The organism is Microscilla marina ATCC 23134, from assembly GCF_000169175.1.
GTDB lineage: Bacteria > Bacteroidota > Bacteroidia > Cytophagales > Microscillaceae > Microscilla > Microscilla marina.
The window spans coordinates 1-15,290 of the sequence record NZ_AAWS01000031.1; the positions used below are offsets into that span (position 1 = coordinate 1).

13 protein-coding genes are annotated in these 15,290 nt (G+C 41.2%); 8 read left to right on the plus strand and 5 right to left on the minus strand.

Annotated features, from left to right (window positions below):
* The 3 genes from M23134_RS23895 to M23134_RS23905 all read left to right on the plus strand — a co-directional run.
* Window positions 1–974: leucine-rich repeat domain-containing protein (locus M23134_RS23895; RefSeq protein ID WP_045114228.1), on the plus strand; the 974-nt coding region annotated here is incomplete at its 5' end.
* Between the two features lie 249 nt (window positions 975–1,223).
* Window positions 1,224–3,167 carry a YgiQ family radical SAM protein gene (locus M23134_RS23900; RefSeq protein WP_002700370.1) on the plus strand — a complete coding sequence of 648 codons (1,944 nt, stop codon included), beginning with the start codon at window positions 1,224–1,226 and terminating at the stop codon, window positions 3,165–3,167.
* A 162-nt stretch (window positions 3,168–3,329) separates the two neighbouring features.
* Window positions 3,330–3,851, plus strand: coding sequence for a hypothetical protein (locus M23134_RS23905; protein WP_002700372.1), 522 nt, complete (start codon window positions 3,330–3,332; stop codon window positions 3,849–3,851).
* A gap of 84 nt (window positions 3,852–3,935) precedes the next feature.
* On the opposite strand, the gene M23134_RS23910 is transcribed toward M23134_RS23905, so the two are convergent.
* Window positions 3,936–4,835, minus strand: coding sequence for a hypothetical protein (locus M23134_RS23910; RefSeq protein ID WP_002700374.1), 900 nt, complete (start codon window positions 4,833–4,835; stop codon window positions 3,936–3,938).
* Between the two features lie 149 nt (window positions 4,836–4,984).
* On the opposite strand from M23134_RS23910, the gene M23134_RS23915 reads away from it, so the two are divergent.
* Both M23134_RS23915 and M23134_RS23920 read left to right on the plus strand, forming a co-directional pair.
* On the plus strand, window positions 4,985–6,472 hold the full coding sequence (locus M23134_RS23915; RefSeq protein ID WP_002700376.1) for a tetratricopeptide repeat protein: 1,488 nt from the start codon (window positions 4,985–4,987) through the stop codon (window positions 6,470–6,472).
* A 323-nt stretch (window positions 6,473–6,795) separates the two neighbouring features.
* Window positions 6,796–7,638: an arginase family protein gene (locus M23134_RS23920; protein WP_002700379.1), complete on the plus strand. Its 843-nt coding sequence runs from the start codon at window positions 6,796–6,798 to the stop codon at window positions 7,636–7,638.
* 446 nt (window positions 7,639–8,084) lie between these two features.
* Here the strand turns inward: M23134_RS23920 and M23134_RS23925 are convergent, their stop codons facing one another.
* The 3 genes from M23134_RS23925 to M23134_RS23935 form a co-directional block, all read right to left on the minus strand.
* Window positions 8,085–9,329: a hypothetical protein gene (locus tag M23134_RS23925; protein ID WP_002700381.1), complete on the minus strand. Its 1,245-nt coding sequence runs from the start codon at window positions 9,327–9,329 to the stop codon at window positions 8,085–8,087.
* 102 nt (window positions 9,330–9,431) lie between these two features.
* Entirely contained in the window at window positions 9,432–10,712 is a 1,281-nt protein-coding gene (locus M23134_RS23930) for a hypothetical protein (protein ID WP_198145083.1), read from the minus strand.
* Between the two features lie 232 nt (window positions 10,713–10,944).
* Window positions 10,945–11,823 (minus strand): hypothetical protein, encoded by an 879-nt coding sequence (locus tag M23134_RS23935; RefSeq protein ID WP_002700384.1) that lies wholly within the window; start codon window positions 11,821–11,823, stop codon window positions 10,945–10,947.
* A gap of 207 nt (window positions 11,824–12,030) precedes the next feature.
* Here M23134_RS23935 and M23134_RS23940 point away from each other — a divergent pair, with 207 nt between their 5' ends.
* From M23134_RS23940 to M23134_RS23950, 3 genes are all read left to right on the plus strand, one after another.
* The gene (locus tag M23134_RS23940) at window positions 12,031–13,194 is read left to right on the plus strand and encodes a TRAP transporter substrate-binding protein (protein WP_002700386.1); all 1,164 of its coding nucleotides are present in this window, start codon (window positions 12,031–12,033) and stop codon (window positions 13,192–13,194) included.
* 44 nt (window positions 13,195–13,238) lie between these two features.
* The gene (locus M23134_RS23945; protein ID WP_045114231.1) at window positions 13,239–14,120 is read left to right on the plus strand and encodes a TolB family protein; all 882 of its coding nucleotides are present in this window, start codon (window positions 13,239–13,241) and stop codon (window positions 14,118–14,120) included.
* A 104-nt stretch (window positions 14,121–14,224) separates the two neighbouring features.
* Complete coding sequence (locus tag M23134_RS23950; RefSeq protein WP_002700390.1) at window positions 14,225–14,701, plus strand: DUF302 domain-containing protein; 477 nt, start codon at window positions 14,225–14,227, stop codon at window positions 14,699–14,701.
* Between the two features lie 61 nt (window positions 14,702–14,762).
* On the opposite strand, the gene M23134_RS23955 is transcribed toward M23134_RS23950, so the two are convergent.
* Window positions 14,763–15,167, minus strand: a complete 405-nt coding sequence (locus M23134_RS23955; RefSeq protein WP_002700392.1) for a 4-fold beta flower protein — start codon at window positions 15,165–15,167, stop codon at window positions 14,763–14,765.
* Between the last annotated feature and the right edge of the window lie 123 nt (window positions 15,168–15,290).

Consider the following 15,290-nt stretch of genomic DNA (forward strand, 5'->3'; position numbering starts at 1 on the left):
CTCAGGCTCAGTCATCTTTGGCAAAGGCTTTGAAAACACCAGATAGGACTACTACTCTTTATTTGAACAAAGAAAATCTCACCGCTTTATCAGAAAAAATTGGGCGTTTAAAAAACTTGCAAATGCTAGATTTAAGCTATAATACACTTTCCAGTTTACCCAAAAGTTTGGGCAATTTAAAAAGCTTGGAAAAGCTGGACTTGAGTGGTAATAAGTTTACTGAGTTGCCTGAAGTCATTGGTCAATTAACAAGTTTACAAAGGCTGGTTTTAACCCATTCTCAAATTACCAGCTTCCCGAAAAGTATTCAAAACCTGAAAAAACTCTGGAGTTTAAACTTGTCAGCTATTCAAACAACCCAACTCCCTACAAATATTGAGCTTATCACAAGCTTAGAGAAACTACAGGTGGAGGCTGGTTCACTTACTAAGCTACCGAAAAACATTGGTAAGTTGACAAATTTAATAGAACTCAAGTTGAACCATAATCAGCTTATCAGTTTGCCTGAGAGCTTGGGTGATTTGAAAAACTTAAAAAAGCTCATTTTGTATAGCAACAAGCTTAAATCATTGCCGGCAACAATTGGTCAATTGAAAAATCTAGAGCTTTTATCTTTGGGTGATTTTAGGGGTACCAATGAGTTAACTGTTTTACCCGAAAGTATAGGGCAACTCAAGAGCTTGAGAGAACTCCATTTGACAGGAAATAGACTTACTAAATTGCCTAAAAGTATAGGGCAACTCAAGAGCTTGAGAGAACTCCATTTGATGGGATGTGGGCTTACTGATTTGCCAGACAGCATAGGGCAGTTAGAGAACTTGGAAGTGCTCTATTTGTCAGGAAATAAACTTGCTAAATTGCCCAAAAGTATTGGCAAGTTGAATAGGTTAAAAAAAATATATGCCCCCAAATCACTAGAGAAAGAAAAAGCAAAGATAGAAAAATGGCTTCCCAACTGTGAGGTAATCTTTTAACGCATTGTATTACAAGGTATGCTTCATGTTGGTTGCAGAGAATGATTTTTAACCAGAGGCTTACCACTTTACTCAATGGTTTGATGATTGGTGTTGACTTGCCAACTATCAAACCATTGATTCGTTATTCTGCTCCATTCAATCAAACATTTTGCCTTTATAACTTGTTTCAACTCGTTAATATGGCATGTTTTGTCAGAAGCTTACATCTACTGGCTAACAAAGCCAATTATTCACTAACTTTGCATTATGAATAAAGGACAGAAAGACATAAAAAAGACTCATATAAACGAAAGACCCATTACCGACTGGCTCCCCATTACTATGAAAGAAGTAGAAAAGCGAGGGTGGGAGGAGTTGGACGTGGTGTTGATTTCAGGTGATGCTTATGTAGACCATCCGGCATTTGGTCCGGCTGTGATTGGTCGTATTCTCGAAAACGCCGGTTATAGAATAGCCATTATTCCCCAGCCTAACTGGCGCGACGATTTACGTGATTTTAAAAAGTTTGGCAAGCCTCGGTTGTTTTTTGGGGTAACATCGGGTTGTATGGACTCTATGGTAAACCATTATACCGCAGCCAAACGTCGTCGCTCTACCGACGCTTATACCCCAGGAGGAGAAGCAGGCTTTCGCCCCGACTATGCGGCAAGTGTATATACCAAAATCTTAAAACAACTCTATCCTGATGTACCTGTATTGGTAGGAGGGATTGAGGCATCACTGCGTAGGGTGACACACTACGACTATTGGCAAGACAAGCTTTTTCCGAGTGTGCTCGAAAGCAGCGGCGCCGACATGTTGGTGTATGGCATGGGCGAACAGTCGCTACGCGAAATACTCAAGTTGGCCGAAAAAGGAGTGCCTTTCTCTTCTATGCGCACCATCCCCCAAACTGCCTTTATGGTGGGCGAAGATGAAAAAATGCCCCGCAACAAAAACTGGAAAGACGTAGAGATCAACGGGCATGAAGACTGCTTGAAAGACAAGGTAAAATATGCGGCTAACTTTAAGGTGGTAGAACAAGAGTCGAACAAAGCCCAGGCAAGGCGTATTTTACAAAAAACAGGCAAGCGTACTTTGGTGATTAACCCACCTTACCCACCAATGGAAGAAGCAGTGATAGACCATTCGTTTGACTTGCCTTATACCCGTTTGCCTCACCCCAAGTACAAAAAAAGAGGAGCAATACCTGCCTACGAAATGATCAAGTTCTCGATCAACATGCACCGGGGTTGCTTTGGAGGCTGTAGCTTTTGTACCATCTCGGCGCACCAGGGCAAGTTTATCGCTTCTCGTTCCAAAGAGTCTATCATGAAAGAAGTAGACGCCGTAACCAAAATGCCAGATTTTAAAGGTTACATCAGTGATTTGGGAGGTCCTTCAGCAAATATGTATAAAATGAAGGGCAAAGTGCAGGAAATTTGTGACCGCTGTGTGGCGCCTTCGTGCATTCACCCGGTAGTATGCCATAACCTTGACACCAGCCACAAACCCTTAACGGAGATTTATAAGGAAGCAGCCGCCCATCCTTCAGTCAAAAAAGCCTTTGTGGGGAGTGGCATTCGTTACGACTTGCTGGTAAAAGGGCACAACAAGGTAGGAGACGATGACGATATGGAGGAGTACATGGACAACCTTATCCAAAACCATATATCAGGACGGTTAAAGGTGGCTCCTGAGCATACGTCCGACAATACTTTGAAGATCATGCGTAAGCCCTCGTTTAAGCATTTCCACGATTTTAAGAAGCGCTACGACCGCATTAACAAAAAATACGGCAAAGACCAACCTTTGATTCCTTATTTCATATCGGGGCATCCCGGTTGCGAAGAAGAAGACATGGCAAACCTGGCGTGCGAAACCAAGGACATGGGTTTTCAGCTGGAGCAGGTGCAGGGTTTTACTCCTACTCCCATGACAGTGGCTACCGTGATTTATTATGCAGGGGTACACCCTTATACCCTACAGCCTACTTATACCGCCAAAAGTGAGAAAGATAAGAAAAATCAACACCTGTTCTTTTTTTGGTATAAATCAGAAAACCGCCGCCGCATTGCCGACAAGCTCAACAATATGAACCGACCCGATATGCTGAAAAAATTATTGGGGAAACCCCAGCCAGAAAAATCAGCCAAAGCCGATCATCGTAAAAAGCAGTATAGAAAAAATAAAAGTAAGAAAAGAAGATAAATGGTGAAGCATTGTAAGTGTTTTTTAACTGGTTGATTGCCTGAGAGTAATGATATTTTATCTGGGATTATTATCAAAAATGAGAACAATATTTCCTTAACTCTCGTTATTGCTGGCAAACGAACTTTAATTTTTAACATATCAAAAAACACTTACATATTTATGAAACTCAATACTAAACACCTATTTTTTTCCTTAGCAATTGTATTTACTGGGTTATTTTTGGCACAAACCAATGCCCACGCTCAGGCAATGAAGCCTTGGAGTTGGAAAAAATACAAAATTAAATGGAAAATGCCTTCTAATTGGAATGCCAAAGACAAAGGAGGACGCTCTGGTAAGTTTACTGCTGCTGGAGGAGGAGTTTCTTTTCGCTTAAAACCTTGGCGCGATGCTTCAGCTTCGGCAAAGCAAGTAGCCATGAGAGCCTACAGAGGTGCCACTTCGGTACAACGTAAAAGAATCATCAGCCAACAGTACATGACAAGTAAAGGTGGCTTGAAAAAATACATGATCCTTGCAGAAGGATGGCAAAAAGGTAAAAAAGTAAGAATTGGTATTATGGGCTTTATCAACCCTAAGTCTCCTATAAACTTGTATTGCCGTTTCTTATGGTGGGCAAGCCAGGACTCTAAAAACAACCCTATCTCTTACCGAGTAGCGCAAAGTTTTTCTGCGATGTAAAAATAGACACGATCAACCTATACTTATATAAAAAAGCCTCTGTTCGAACCCTGAACAGGGGCTTTTGCTTTTTGTCCTCCCTACTTAGTCCTCTTCTTGCCAGTAATTTTCTTGGCTAAAATCTAATATTTCTTCTTCAGTAACTAACAATTGCCAATCAGGGTTTTTCTTAAAGGCTTCTCCCTCATACACTTTGAACACTATTTTTTCTAAAGGGCTATCGGTGCCAAAAATTTCTAATTGTCTTTCCTTGATAAACTTCTCTTTGGTAGGGTAAACAGAATTTTTGTGCCAAATCACTTCATAACAAGCCTGACACTCTTCGCCCAATACGGCTATATTTCCGCATACATCGCAGGCTGTAAAGCTCTCAAACAATGCCTTGATATAGTCAGCATCTTCGAAATGATTGGGGACATACTTCAGCAACCAATACCAATTGTCTATATCATCATCTATGGTAAAAGTATGCCCGTTTTGTAAGGCAATACTGAGGGCTGTTTTATCTTCATTCAATTGGGCCGTTTTTACATCAGCCCAAGCAAAAGCTTCCTCACTCAATTTGCTGGATTGCGATACATCATACATTACCAAATGGGGGGTAGCAGCGGTTATTTTGAGGTAGGTTTTTTTCTCGTTTTGCAACAATAATTCTTTTACATACTCATGGTCAAAATTAGTAAAGCGCTCAGGCACCGCCTGAAGAAGCGCTGACCAGTTTTTGGCGTGATATGGAACTGCAAACACATGATTCCTGATATCCTCAAAACTCAATAAATTTTTATGAGAGGTAAAACGTATATCTTTTAGGTTCTTCCAGTAAATTATTTTTTCATCAGTAGCAGGTGCCCCTTTAGACTGCTTAGTGATGGCGAGTGTAAAGCTTTGTTCATTAATATCTTTTATATGATATTCTTTGCGGGGTTTGTAAAAAAACAGACGATAAAGAACGAAAAGGACTACTACTGTAATAACTATGTTCATAAGTAAGTGGTATTTTTTGTGCAAATGTAGTAGCTTTTTGCCTGGTTTTATGTCTTCAGCTGTTTTTTACAGTAGGTTGATTTTGTCAATACTTTCAAAACTCCGATCTTGTGTTTGATCAAATTTTTTAGAATTAACCAAATCAACAAGTGATACAATATTTACAAGGGCTGCTCCTGAGCCTACTCCTCATAACTTCGGCTTTCGCCCAAAAACCTGCTCAACTTACTCCAAAACAAGAAGACATCTGGACGTTTTTTTCTTTGCACAAGGACGAGCTCATACAAAGGTTTCGTATGGTACATCAACTCCAGCATCGTAACAAAAGACCCTCGCAAATGAGTAAGGCTATTCTACAGTATCAAATCAAACATTTAGAAGCTTTATTTGTACGTTGTATGTGGGTGTTCGATCTGCACCTTTCTCACTATCAAGTCAAACAAGTGATTGCGCGAAAGCGACAAAAACAACCTTGGTTAGACCTTGTTGCTTATAACTTTCCCTACATTCAATTACAGATGATGATAGAGGGTAGTTGTTGGGGCTGGCAAAGTGCCCGCGAAGCACTTTATATCAATCAGGTAAGCGATGCTTATTCTGAAGACAATTATGCAAAAGCGTTGAAAATAGCCAACAAAAATTTGCAGGAAAACCCTGAAGATGGAGTTTCCTTACTTTACAAAGGGCTTGTCTTGGCCGATTCGTTAAACAAACCAGCACTCATAGAAGAGTACACCACCAGGGCATTGGTGGCAACCCCCGATTTGCACAAAGCATATTACTACAGAGCAAGATACTATGTATCGGTAGGTAAAAAAGAGTTGGCAAGGCAAGACATTGACAGGGCGTTGTTGTATTGGGCTGAGTCGCCCCGGTATTTATTACATAGTGTTTTGATACACCTGCAAATGAAACAGTTGGATGAAGCCGAAAAGGCCTTAGACAAAGTTTTACGCTTAAACGATCGGTATGTAGAGGCGTATTTGGCTAAAGGAAATATTCATTTATTTAGAAAAAACTACGACTTGGCATTGATTGATTTTACCAAGGCAATCCGCTTGGATAGTAGCAACCATCATGCGTTTAGTGGTAGTGGAGTGGCGTATCAAAAATTGGGTAAATACACCAAGGCATTGACTGAGTTTAATAAGGCCATAGCTCTAAATAAAGAGGCCTATTTATACGCCGAAAGAGGCGATATTTATAGGCTGTTGGGCAAGCATGAGGAAGCTTTGCGCGACTACGACCAGTCAATTGCTTTGGGAAACAACAACTTTACTCCTTTTGAGGGCAAAGCATTTACTTTATTAAGTTTGAAGGAATATGACAAGGCACTGGCTATGTTTAAGCTTACCTTGACTAAAAAAATACCTGCTGACAACAAAATATATACTTATAACAATATTGGACACACCTATTATAAAATGGGTAAATACGCTGAAGCCTTGAAACACATCAACTATTCGCTGTCGAAAAACAATAAAAACTCCTATGCCTATAAAAATCGGGCGTTGGTGTATATAGCGCAAGGTAAAAAAGCGTTGGCCTGTGCTGATTTGACCAAAGCGCAAGCTTTGGGTTATCGAAAATTATTTGGCAATGAGGTGCAAGAGTTGCAGCAAAAGCATTGTAGGTAAGCTAAGATCATAAAAGCCCTATCAGGGATAAGTTCTTAGATACCGATGCGTTCAAGTTGCAGGCTGTTCTACAAGCTTTGATGGTTTTATCTAAAGCTAATTTTTAGTAGTTTATAAAATGTATAGATAGAAGCAAGACGCTTCTCTAATAAGTGATCTGGAAAAAATAAGATGTGCCAATTTAAGAAAATATATTGTTCTCAGACGATTCAAAAAAAACGGTGCATAGCTAAAGCTATGAGGCTTTTTTTTTGAGAAGAATGAGGGCAATAGATACACTTTAATGGCTCAAATTATTTATGAAAGATCACTAATAGATATAAATGAAGGTTTTTTATAATAAACAACAAACAGTTCAGTCTATCGGCAGTGATTCTCCCAGTGCAGGAAAACCCAAGCTCGTTTTGCAAGCCTGGAAAAAGTTGGGGTACCCCATGGAGATAATGAAAGTTCGTCCTTTAACTGTAGATGAATTGTGTTTGGCTCATGACCCTTCTTATGTACGAGGTGTTTTGAAGGGGAATATCAAAAATGGGTTTGATAACAAAAATAAAGAAATAGCCAAGAGTTTGTTATGGACTACGGGTAGTTTTGTTAGTGCGGCTACTTATGCTTATCAACACCGTACATCGACATTCTCGCCAACCTCTGGTTTTCATCACGCATGTTACGATCAAGCCGCAGGGTTTTGTACTTTTGCTGGTTTAACGATTGCCGCTATTTTGATGAAAAAGCGTTTTGGAGCCAAGAAAATCGGTATTTTGGATCTCGACTCGCACTCAGGCGATGGCACCGATCAAACCTTATATAAAACAGGCCATGAAAATTTAGTTGAGCATTATTCACTAGGGTACGAAGATGTGAACATTTACAACAATGAACAATGGCTCACCAATCTTCCCGACTTGATTCGTAATCGTTTTAGTGATTGTGAGGTGCTTTTTTATCAAGCGGGTGTCGATTGCCACATGGATGATCCGTATGTTGATAGTGGTCAGTTTACCACTGAGCAAATTGCGGAACGAGAAAAAATTGTATACACTACCTGTCGAGCGCTAAAGCTACCAGTTGTGACAAATTTGGCAGGGGGATATCAAAAACCAATTGAAAAAGTAGTCCACCTACATAACCTAACCGCCATTGCCTTTCATGAAGCAAATCAATGAAAGCGTAGCAAACGGTATACAATACAAAAAGCCTTGGCCGTAGTTGACCAAAGGCTTTTTGTATATAAGTTTATCTCAGAGCTTGTTTAAAAATCATTAATTAGGTCCCCGAATCAAGTTCGGGACTGTGAGCTTTTACGTACCTTTCCTGATTATATATTGTCAAACCGAACCTACAGCTGCGCTGTGGTGAGCTCAACGAAGTTAATTTAGCTAAAGCAGAGCTCACCGTAGCAAAGCTACAGGTTCGGTTATCAGCAATAGCGCTGCTATTTAGCTTCGCAGGGCTCGGCAGAGCATAGCTCTAGCCATCGGTTCTTCAAAATTAGTTTAAATGCTAATTTTCAAAGGTGAAACAGAGCTCGCGAAAGCTCGGTTTGACGCATCTAATCCGAAAACTCATCATAAAATCTCCTATAAACGACCGCTTTAAACAAGCTCTCAATTTACTTTTTCCGGGCAAGCATCAGGTTAGAGTTTCCCTTGAGATACTGGTAACCAATGCCAAAGGGAAGTTCTTTGACAGGATACCCTTTTTTGTATGCCTGGTTCATGTCTTGTTGGTAATGGTGACGAAACAGCTTGATAGGTCCAGCGTAGCGCCCAAACAGGGTAATGTCCCAGTTGTTGTCTTTGGTAAAGTTTTTAAACGCCATTCCTGAATCGTCTTGTAACACAAACTTAGATTGATCGAGAATCAGGTTACGGATCATACTAAAACCCGCCCCATACATGAGGTAAGACGCCGACTTAAGGTAAGTAGCCTGTGGCTTCAGGCTTTGAATATATTGCTTGAGGTCGTTGCGTTGCGCCAACCCACCCAAGCCTCTATAAGGCGAGTTAGACAGGTTGACCCCAAAGAAATACAATGTTTTTTGGGTATTATCACCTTCTTTATGAAAACTCAACTTAGTGCCATAATAAACGCTTTTGTTATGCACGGTTTCAAGGTTAGCGTCTACCGGATCAAGCGTACCATCCTGATTGATCTTCACTTTTTCATAGTTCAATATCCGGTGCCCGGTGCGTGCCATAAAAATCATAATTGCGGGCAAAGTACCATCGATACGCTTGTCGATGCGACCATTGAAATCTACATCCATAGATTTAGTAATAAAGAAACTGTATTTGAGCACAGCGTATAATGCTCGCTCCAACCCTTTGTAATAAACTTCGGGCGAGTGTACGCTAATGTTTTCCATATCGGGTAAGTTACCAATGGGTTCAAGCCCCATCATTACAATCTTGGTAAGCTTGGGGAAAAACGTGCTGGCATGCAAAAAGTCAGGACCACTAAAGGGGTAAAACAACAAACCAGCTTCGGCATTGGGAGTCTGTAAGTGTTTTTTTTGCCAAGCTATCATAGCCGGGCGTTTTTCTTTCAAAATCTTTTCCCAGATTTTATCTGCCACTTGTTGATACTTTTTCCACGCTTCATCTTCGTGGTATTTGGCAAGCTTACTTCCTTCTTCGGCAGGCAATCCGGCAAGCAGGCGCGCCAAATCATTAAATTGACGGTCTACCGGTTTCAGGTCAGGCTTAGTGGCTACTTGCGTGCTTGTGCCTGTGGTGTCAGTAGTGGTACTGGTGTCCTGAGTAGTTGTGTTGTCTTTTTTGGTGCCGCTCTGACAGCCCGAAATTAGAGTTACCCAAATCAATAAAAGGCAACTTATAAGCGTGTTTTTAAGCATTCTGACTAGTAAATAAAATGGTGATAAATGAACAAAGCCACGGTTATATGTGCATATAACCGTGGCTGTAGTATATAATGTCTTTTAGAACAGTATACTTGATTATTTTTTCTCGGCAAGCATCAGGTTCGAGGTACCCTTACGGTACTGGTACCCTATACCAAACGGTAATGGTTTTACATTGTTACCACTGCTATATGCTTTGCGCAAACCTGCCTGATAACGGTTACGAAACAAAGGAATAGGTCCGGCATAAGCCCCGAAGAAGGTAAGATTCCACTTGCTGCGGTCTACATAACGCAACGCCATGCCTGAGTCATCCTGTAAGAAATATTTTGATTGATTTAATATGATATTGCGAATAATGCTAAAGGTTTCACGGTGCATCAGGTAAGACGCCGACTTGATGTAGGTAGTGGTAATGTCAAGGCTTTTTAAGAACTTACGAAAATCAGAACGGTCTTCTAGCCCCTTTCTTACCAAACCACTACGGCTGCTGTAAGGACTGTTTTGTAGGTTGGCAGCAAAATAAAACAAGGTCTTTTTCTCGTTGGGTTTGTCTTCGTGGCGATAAGTAAGTTTGGTACCATAATATACCTTTCTGCCTATGGCATCATCGGCTGCAATCAATTCGCCCTCCTCATTTACTGCTACTTTTTCATAATACAACACCCGGTGTTTGGTGCGTGCCATAAACAGCATAAGTACGGGCAGGGTACCATCTATATCGGCGGTTACTTTTCCAGTAAAATCTTTTGCCATAGCAATGGTGCGGAAAAAGCTTAACTTGAGAATGGTGTACAAGCTACGTTGCAAACCATTGAAGTAACCATTCAATGATTTATTCGCAACTTTGTCCAGGTTGGGGTAGTTGCCAATAGGCTCAAGTCCTATCATCACTATTTTTTCAGCTCCCGGAAAAAGCGTGTTGGCGTGCAAAAAGTCAGGACCGCTAAAAGGGTAAAACAGGGTGCCCTTGGCGTCGTTTTGGGTTTTTAGCGCATCATTACTCCATTTAGACATGGTAGGCACTTTTTGGGTTAAAATACCGCTCCAGGTGTTATTGGCAGTATTGGCATATTGTTGCCACGCCTTGGTTTGGTGGTATTTGGCAAATTTACTTCCTTCTTCGGCAGGCAACCCAGCCAGCAAACGGGCCAGGTCGTTATACTGTCGGTCTTCGCGGGTTTCGATGGTATTCAACAAGTTTTTTGACTCATTACTGTTTTGGTTGTCATTACGCTTGTTAGTGTCAACTTTGGTTTGAGCAGTGTCATTGCCAGTAGTAGTATTGTTGTTGTCTTTACCATTGCCACTGCAGCCGCTTAGCATAGGAATAGCCAAAGCTATGATGGCGTATTTCAAAAGTTTTAACCCTATCATGTACCGTATAAAACGTTTGTTTTTCATGTTGAGAGAAAGTAAAATGAATGAAGATTGTAAAAAATGCATTTGTTGGTATTTCAAACCAAATTCAAGTATGCGAAGGTAAGCTTTTAGCCTGAAGTACACAAAAGAGGGTAAAAAAATATACATTTTAGCTTTCCGGTCCTTGGGTAGCTCTCTGGCAGTGCAGTTTTTTTTAGAGGGGCAAAGCAGTGTTGCCAATCAGTTTCTACTGATTAGACTCAGCACCAGCTTCTTTTACTTTCTTTTTCTTAGGCTTCTTTTTATGGTTTTTATCCACTTTTTTAGGAGTAGAAATTACCTGGTTGTTAATAATGACGGTCGTTTTTTTCTTGCGTTTTTTCAATGTTTTCAGCTTAGAACGTAACCCTGAGTTTTTGAGAATGTTTCTCAACTCTTGCTTGCGGTCTACTTTTTTGGTGGTAGTGGTGTGGGTGACTACCTTGGTTTTTCGGGTGGTTATTTCTACCACCTTTACTGGAGGCTTGGGGGTAGGCTTGGGGGTAGGAGGTGGGGGCACATATTTGGGGATCAAACGAGGCGAAGGCTTGCCACCTACTGCGCCTTGCATTGCCCTTACACTTACCAAGTCGAACCCTGGCGATGCTCCTCTGGTGTCTAAGCCCATAATTTTGACCGCTATTACAGGTTTTTTAAACCCAATATCGGCAAGGTCAAACGAGGTCACTTTGTCGTCTTTTGCCCTGCCCAAATAAGTAAACTTCTTACCATCTTCGCTTACCCAAACCGCTGCCTGGTCTCCGGCACGTCCTACTTCCTCAATAAACAAATCGTCTTGGTTGGGGGCGTCAATAATTGTGTTATCTGTAAACCCTACAATGATATAACTCCCTTTGGGCAAACTTACAAATTTAGTATTGTGTCCCAGTACCCCCCTGGGGTCCATAAACAGAGGGTAACGGTCACCGTCTCCTCCATAAAATTGATTATATTTAGGATTGGCATGGCTATAGTAAGCATCCAGTATCACGTCTGCATACGCTCTCTCTTCCTGTGCCTGAGTGGGCATAGCCAGAGAAAATAAAGAAATAAAAAGACTAATCGTCCAAAATATATTCATTGCCATAGTATTGCCAAATATTTGTGACAGGATACATAATTTAATCAAAAGACAGCCTAAAGCCAACCAGAGACGCATGTTTGTCCATAAAATCAATGGTTGGGCAAGCGTTGTAATTGCTCTAACGTGGGCTTGCCCGATTTGTAAACGTGTTAGATTACATATATCTTGCGCTGATACATCAAGACCTCAAAGTTTTTGGATAAACCGTCGATGAATAAAGAAAACTCCCCAAACAAAAAGCAACCGCCACAGAATAGGCGCGATTTTTTGAAAAAAAGCTCCGTAGTGACTTTAGCAGCTGCTTCGGGTGCCATTTTGCTCAATGGTTGCAATACTGTGACCGAAAAGGCCAAAACGGTTAATATTCAGCCCACATCTGCCAAAAAATACCAGTGGAGAATGGTGACCACCTGGCCGCCTAAGTTTCCGGTATTGGGCGAAGGACTGGAGATGATGGCACAATGGGTAAAAGATGCTTCTGCCGGAAGGCTCAACATAAAAGTGTATGGGGCGGGTGAGCTTATACCACCCCTGGAGTGCTTTGATGCAGTACGCTCAGGTGGGGCACAAATTGCCAGTGGCGTGTCTTATTATTGGTCGGGTAAAATACCCGCTGCCCAGTTTTTTGCTGCGTTGCCCTTTGGTATGAACGCCCAGCAGACCAACGCCTGGGTAATAAATGGGGGAGGGCTTAAGCTGTGGGAGGATTTATATGCCGAATATGGTTTGGTGCCCTTTGCGGGAGGAAACACCGGGGTACAAATGGGGGGTTGGTTTCGCAAAGAGTTGAAAGGGTTGGAAGACCTCAAAGGTTTAAAAATGCGTATGCCGGGGCTGGGAGGCAAAGTATTGGCCAAAACTGGGGCTACTGCAGTATTGGTGCCCGCCACCGAGCTATACACCAACCTAGAGCGAGGGGTGATTGATGCGACTGAGTGGATAGGCCCTTACCACGATTATAACATGGGGTTTTATAATGTAGCAAAATACTATTATTATCCAGGTTGGCACGAGCCAGGACCTATGCTGGAATTGTTTGCCAATCAAAAAGCTTTTAACGAACTGCCACTCGACCTGCGAGAAATTTTGCGCAGTGCATCGAGCCGCTTGGCTATGTGGACGTTGGGTGAGTTTGAAGCTAAAAATAATACTTATTTGCAAAAACTGGTGAAAGAAAAAGGGGTGAAACTTCGAAAGTATCCAGACGAAATTATGCAAACGCTCAAAAAATACTCGAAAGAAGTAGTAGAAGAACTTGCCAACAAAGATGCCCGTACCAAAAAAATATTTGCTTCTTATGACAAGTTTCGCCAAGATATCAGCGAGTGGTCTAAGGTAACCGAACAGGCTTTTTACAGTGATATTCAGGGGTGAGTTTTATCATCAAACCGTTTTTATCTATAACCAATCAATCCAAAATGAATACAATACTATTGTCACTCATAATGATGGGCTATAGCGCCTTATTGAGCGCCCAGCCCGCCACCCAAATATATTTGGCTAAAATAAAACTGAAGGCTGTCTCGACAAAATTGGGTGTACCCCAAAAAATATCAAAATTTGCCGGATACAACAATCAACCTATGTTTTCGCCCAATGGCAAAACGCTTTATTATACTGCCAACCAAGGCGGTAAACAGACTGATATATTTGCTTACAAAGTAAAATCAGGCAAAACCATTCAACTCATTGACACCCCCACCAGCGAATACTCGCCCACGATTACTCCCGATGGCAAACACTTTTCTTGTATTATGGTAGAGCCTGACGGTACCCAACGCCTTTGGAAGTATCCCTTAAAAAGCGACCAAAAAAACACGCCTCAGTTAGTGCTCAAGTCTGTCAAACCGATAGGTTATCATCTGTGGGTAAACAGCGATGTGCTGGTACTTTTTGTTTTAGGAGCCCAAGGTCAACCTCATCATTTGCAGTTGGCATCGTTGCAGGCAGACCAAGGCGAAACGCTTGCCACAGATATTGGACGTTGCTTTGGTTATGTACCTCAGCGCAAGCATGCCATTAGTTTTGTGCACAAACCCAAAAACAAACAATGGAAGATCAAAAAGCTCGACACAAAGACTAAAAAAATAACTTCTATAGTACCCACACTCAAGGGCAGTGAAGACTATGTATGGGCCAAAAAAGAAAGGGTGATTATGGGGCAGGGAACAAAGCTATATATTTGGAAAAAAGACAAGGGTTGGAAGCTCTTTGCTAACTTGAAGGGCACTGGTATCAAAAAAATTACCCGACTTGCCATCAACCCATCCAATAGTTTGCTGGCTATAGTAGGTGAATAAAATCGGGTAATCATAAACTATTTTGCCCAAAACGGTGTTGTTCTTGTACTACCCTATGGTTAAAATATACCCAAAGCTGTTTTTAAAAATATAAATAAGACCCAATGAAGCATATTAATAAAATACTCTTGCTGTTGTCGCTGTTTTTAGTGGCGGCAGGTTTTGAAATAAAACACCCCAACGCTAATGTTCCTGGTTTGATCAACAAGGAAAGCCCTTACAGCGTGCAAGAAACTACGGCACGAATGGTGAAAATTCTGAAAAAGAAGGGGTTAAAAGTTTTCAACGTAATCAACCACGCCGAAGGAGCCAAAAACGCAGGAATGGACTTGCGACCTACTACCGTAATTGTATTTGGTAACCCCAAAATAGGCACCCAACTTATGCAATGCGATCAACGTGTAGGGCTTGCTTTGCCAATGAAACTGTTGGTATGGGAAAACAAAGCAGGCAAGGCAATGATGGGGTATACTGATCCAATAGAACTCAAAGAAAAGTTTGACCTGAAAGATTGTAGCGGTGTATTGGGTAAAATGCAAAATGCCCTCGATAAACTCACCAATGCTGCTTTGAGCAAATAAAGGCAAACTAATACAAAAAATAAAAGCCCTTGATATAGCCCAATATCAGGGGTTTATTGCTTTAGTCCTCTACTCCTCTCAGAAAACGTTCGATAGATACCCATCCATAAATTTGTAAATCCATCAACACGCTTTTTATTGCCTTATCTGACCTCACAGCAAGCTCTAGTTTCTCTAAAGCCTCAGGTACAAAAGCAGCAATGTATTTTTGACGATTATACAAAATGCCCTCTCTGAAAAAACCCAAATGGTTGCCGTTCACATCGTATACATCCAACACATCGGGGGCATTGCTCACAATAAGGTAGGCCACTTGTTGTTGGTTTTTGTACAAATGCAATGCATTGCCAGGTGTAATATAAGCCACTTTTTTACCTGCTTTGTTCCACAACACCGTTTTTTTAGTTTGTGCCTGCGCCGTAACTCCCCAACCTATCAGCATACAAATCAATAAGAGCTTTTTCATAAAATAATTTTTCTTTGCTTAAAATACAAAAAAAGAACTTGCCTTAAAAGGTAAGAAGTAGCCATGGCAAAAGTAAAGTTGAGTGACCAACCCATTGCCTGCCTGGTTCAAGTTTTTTTACAA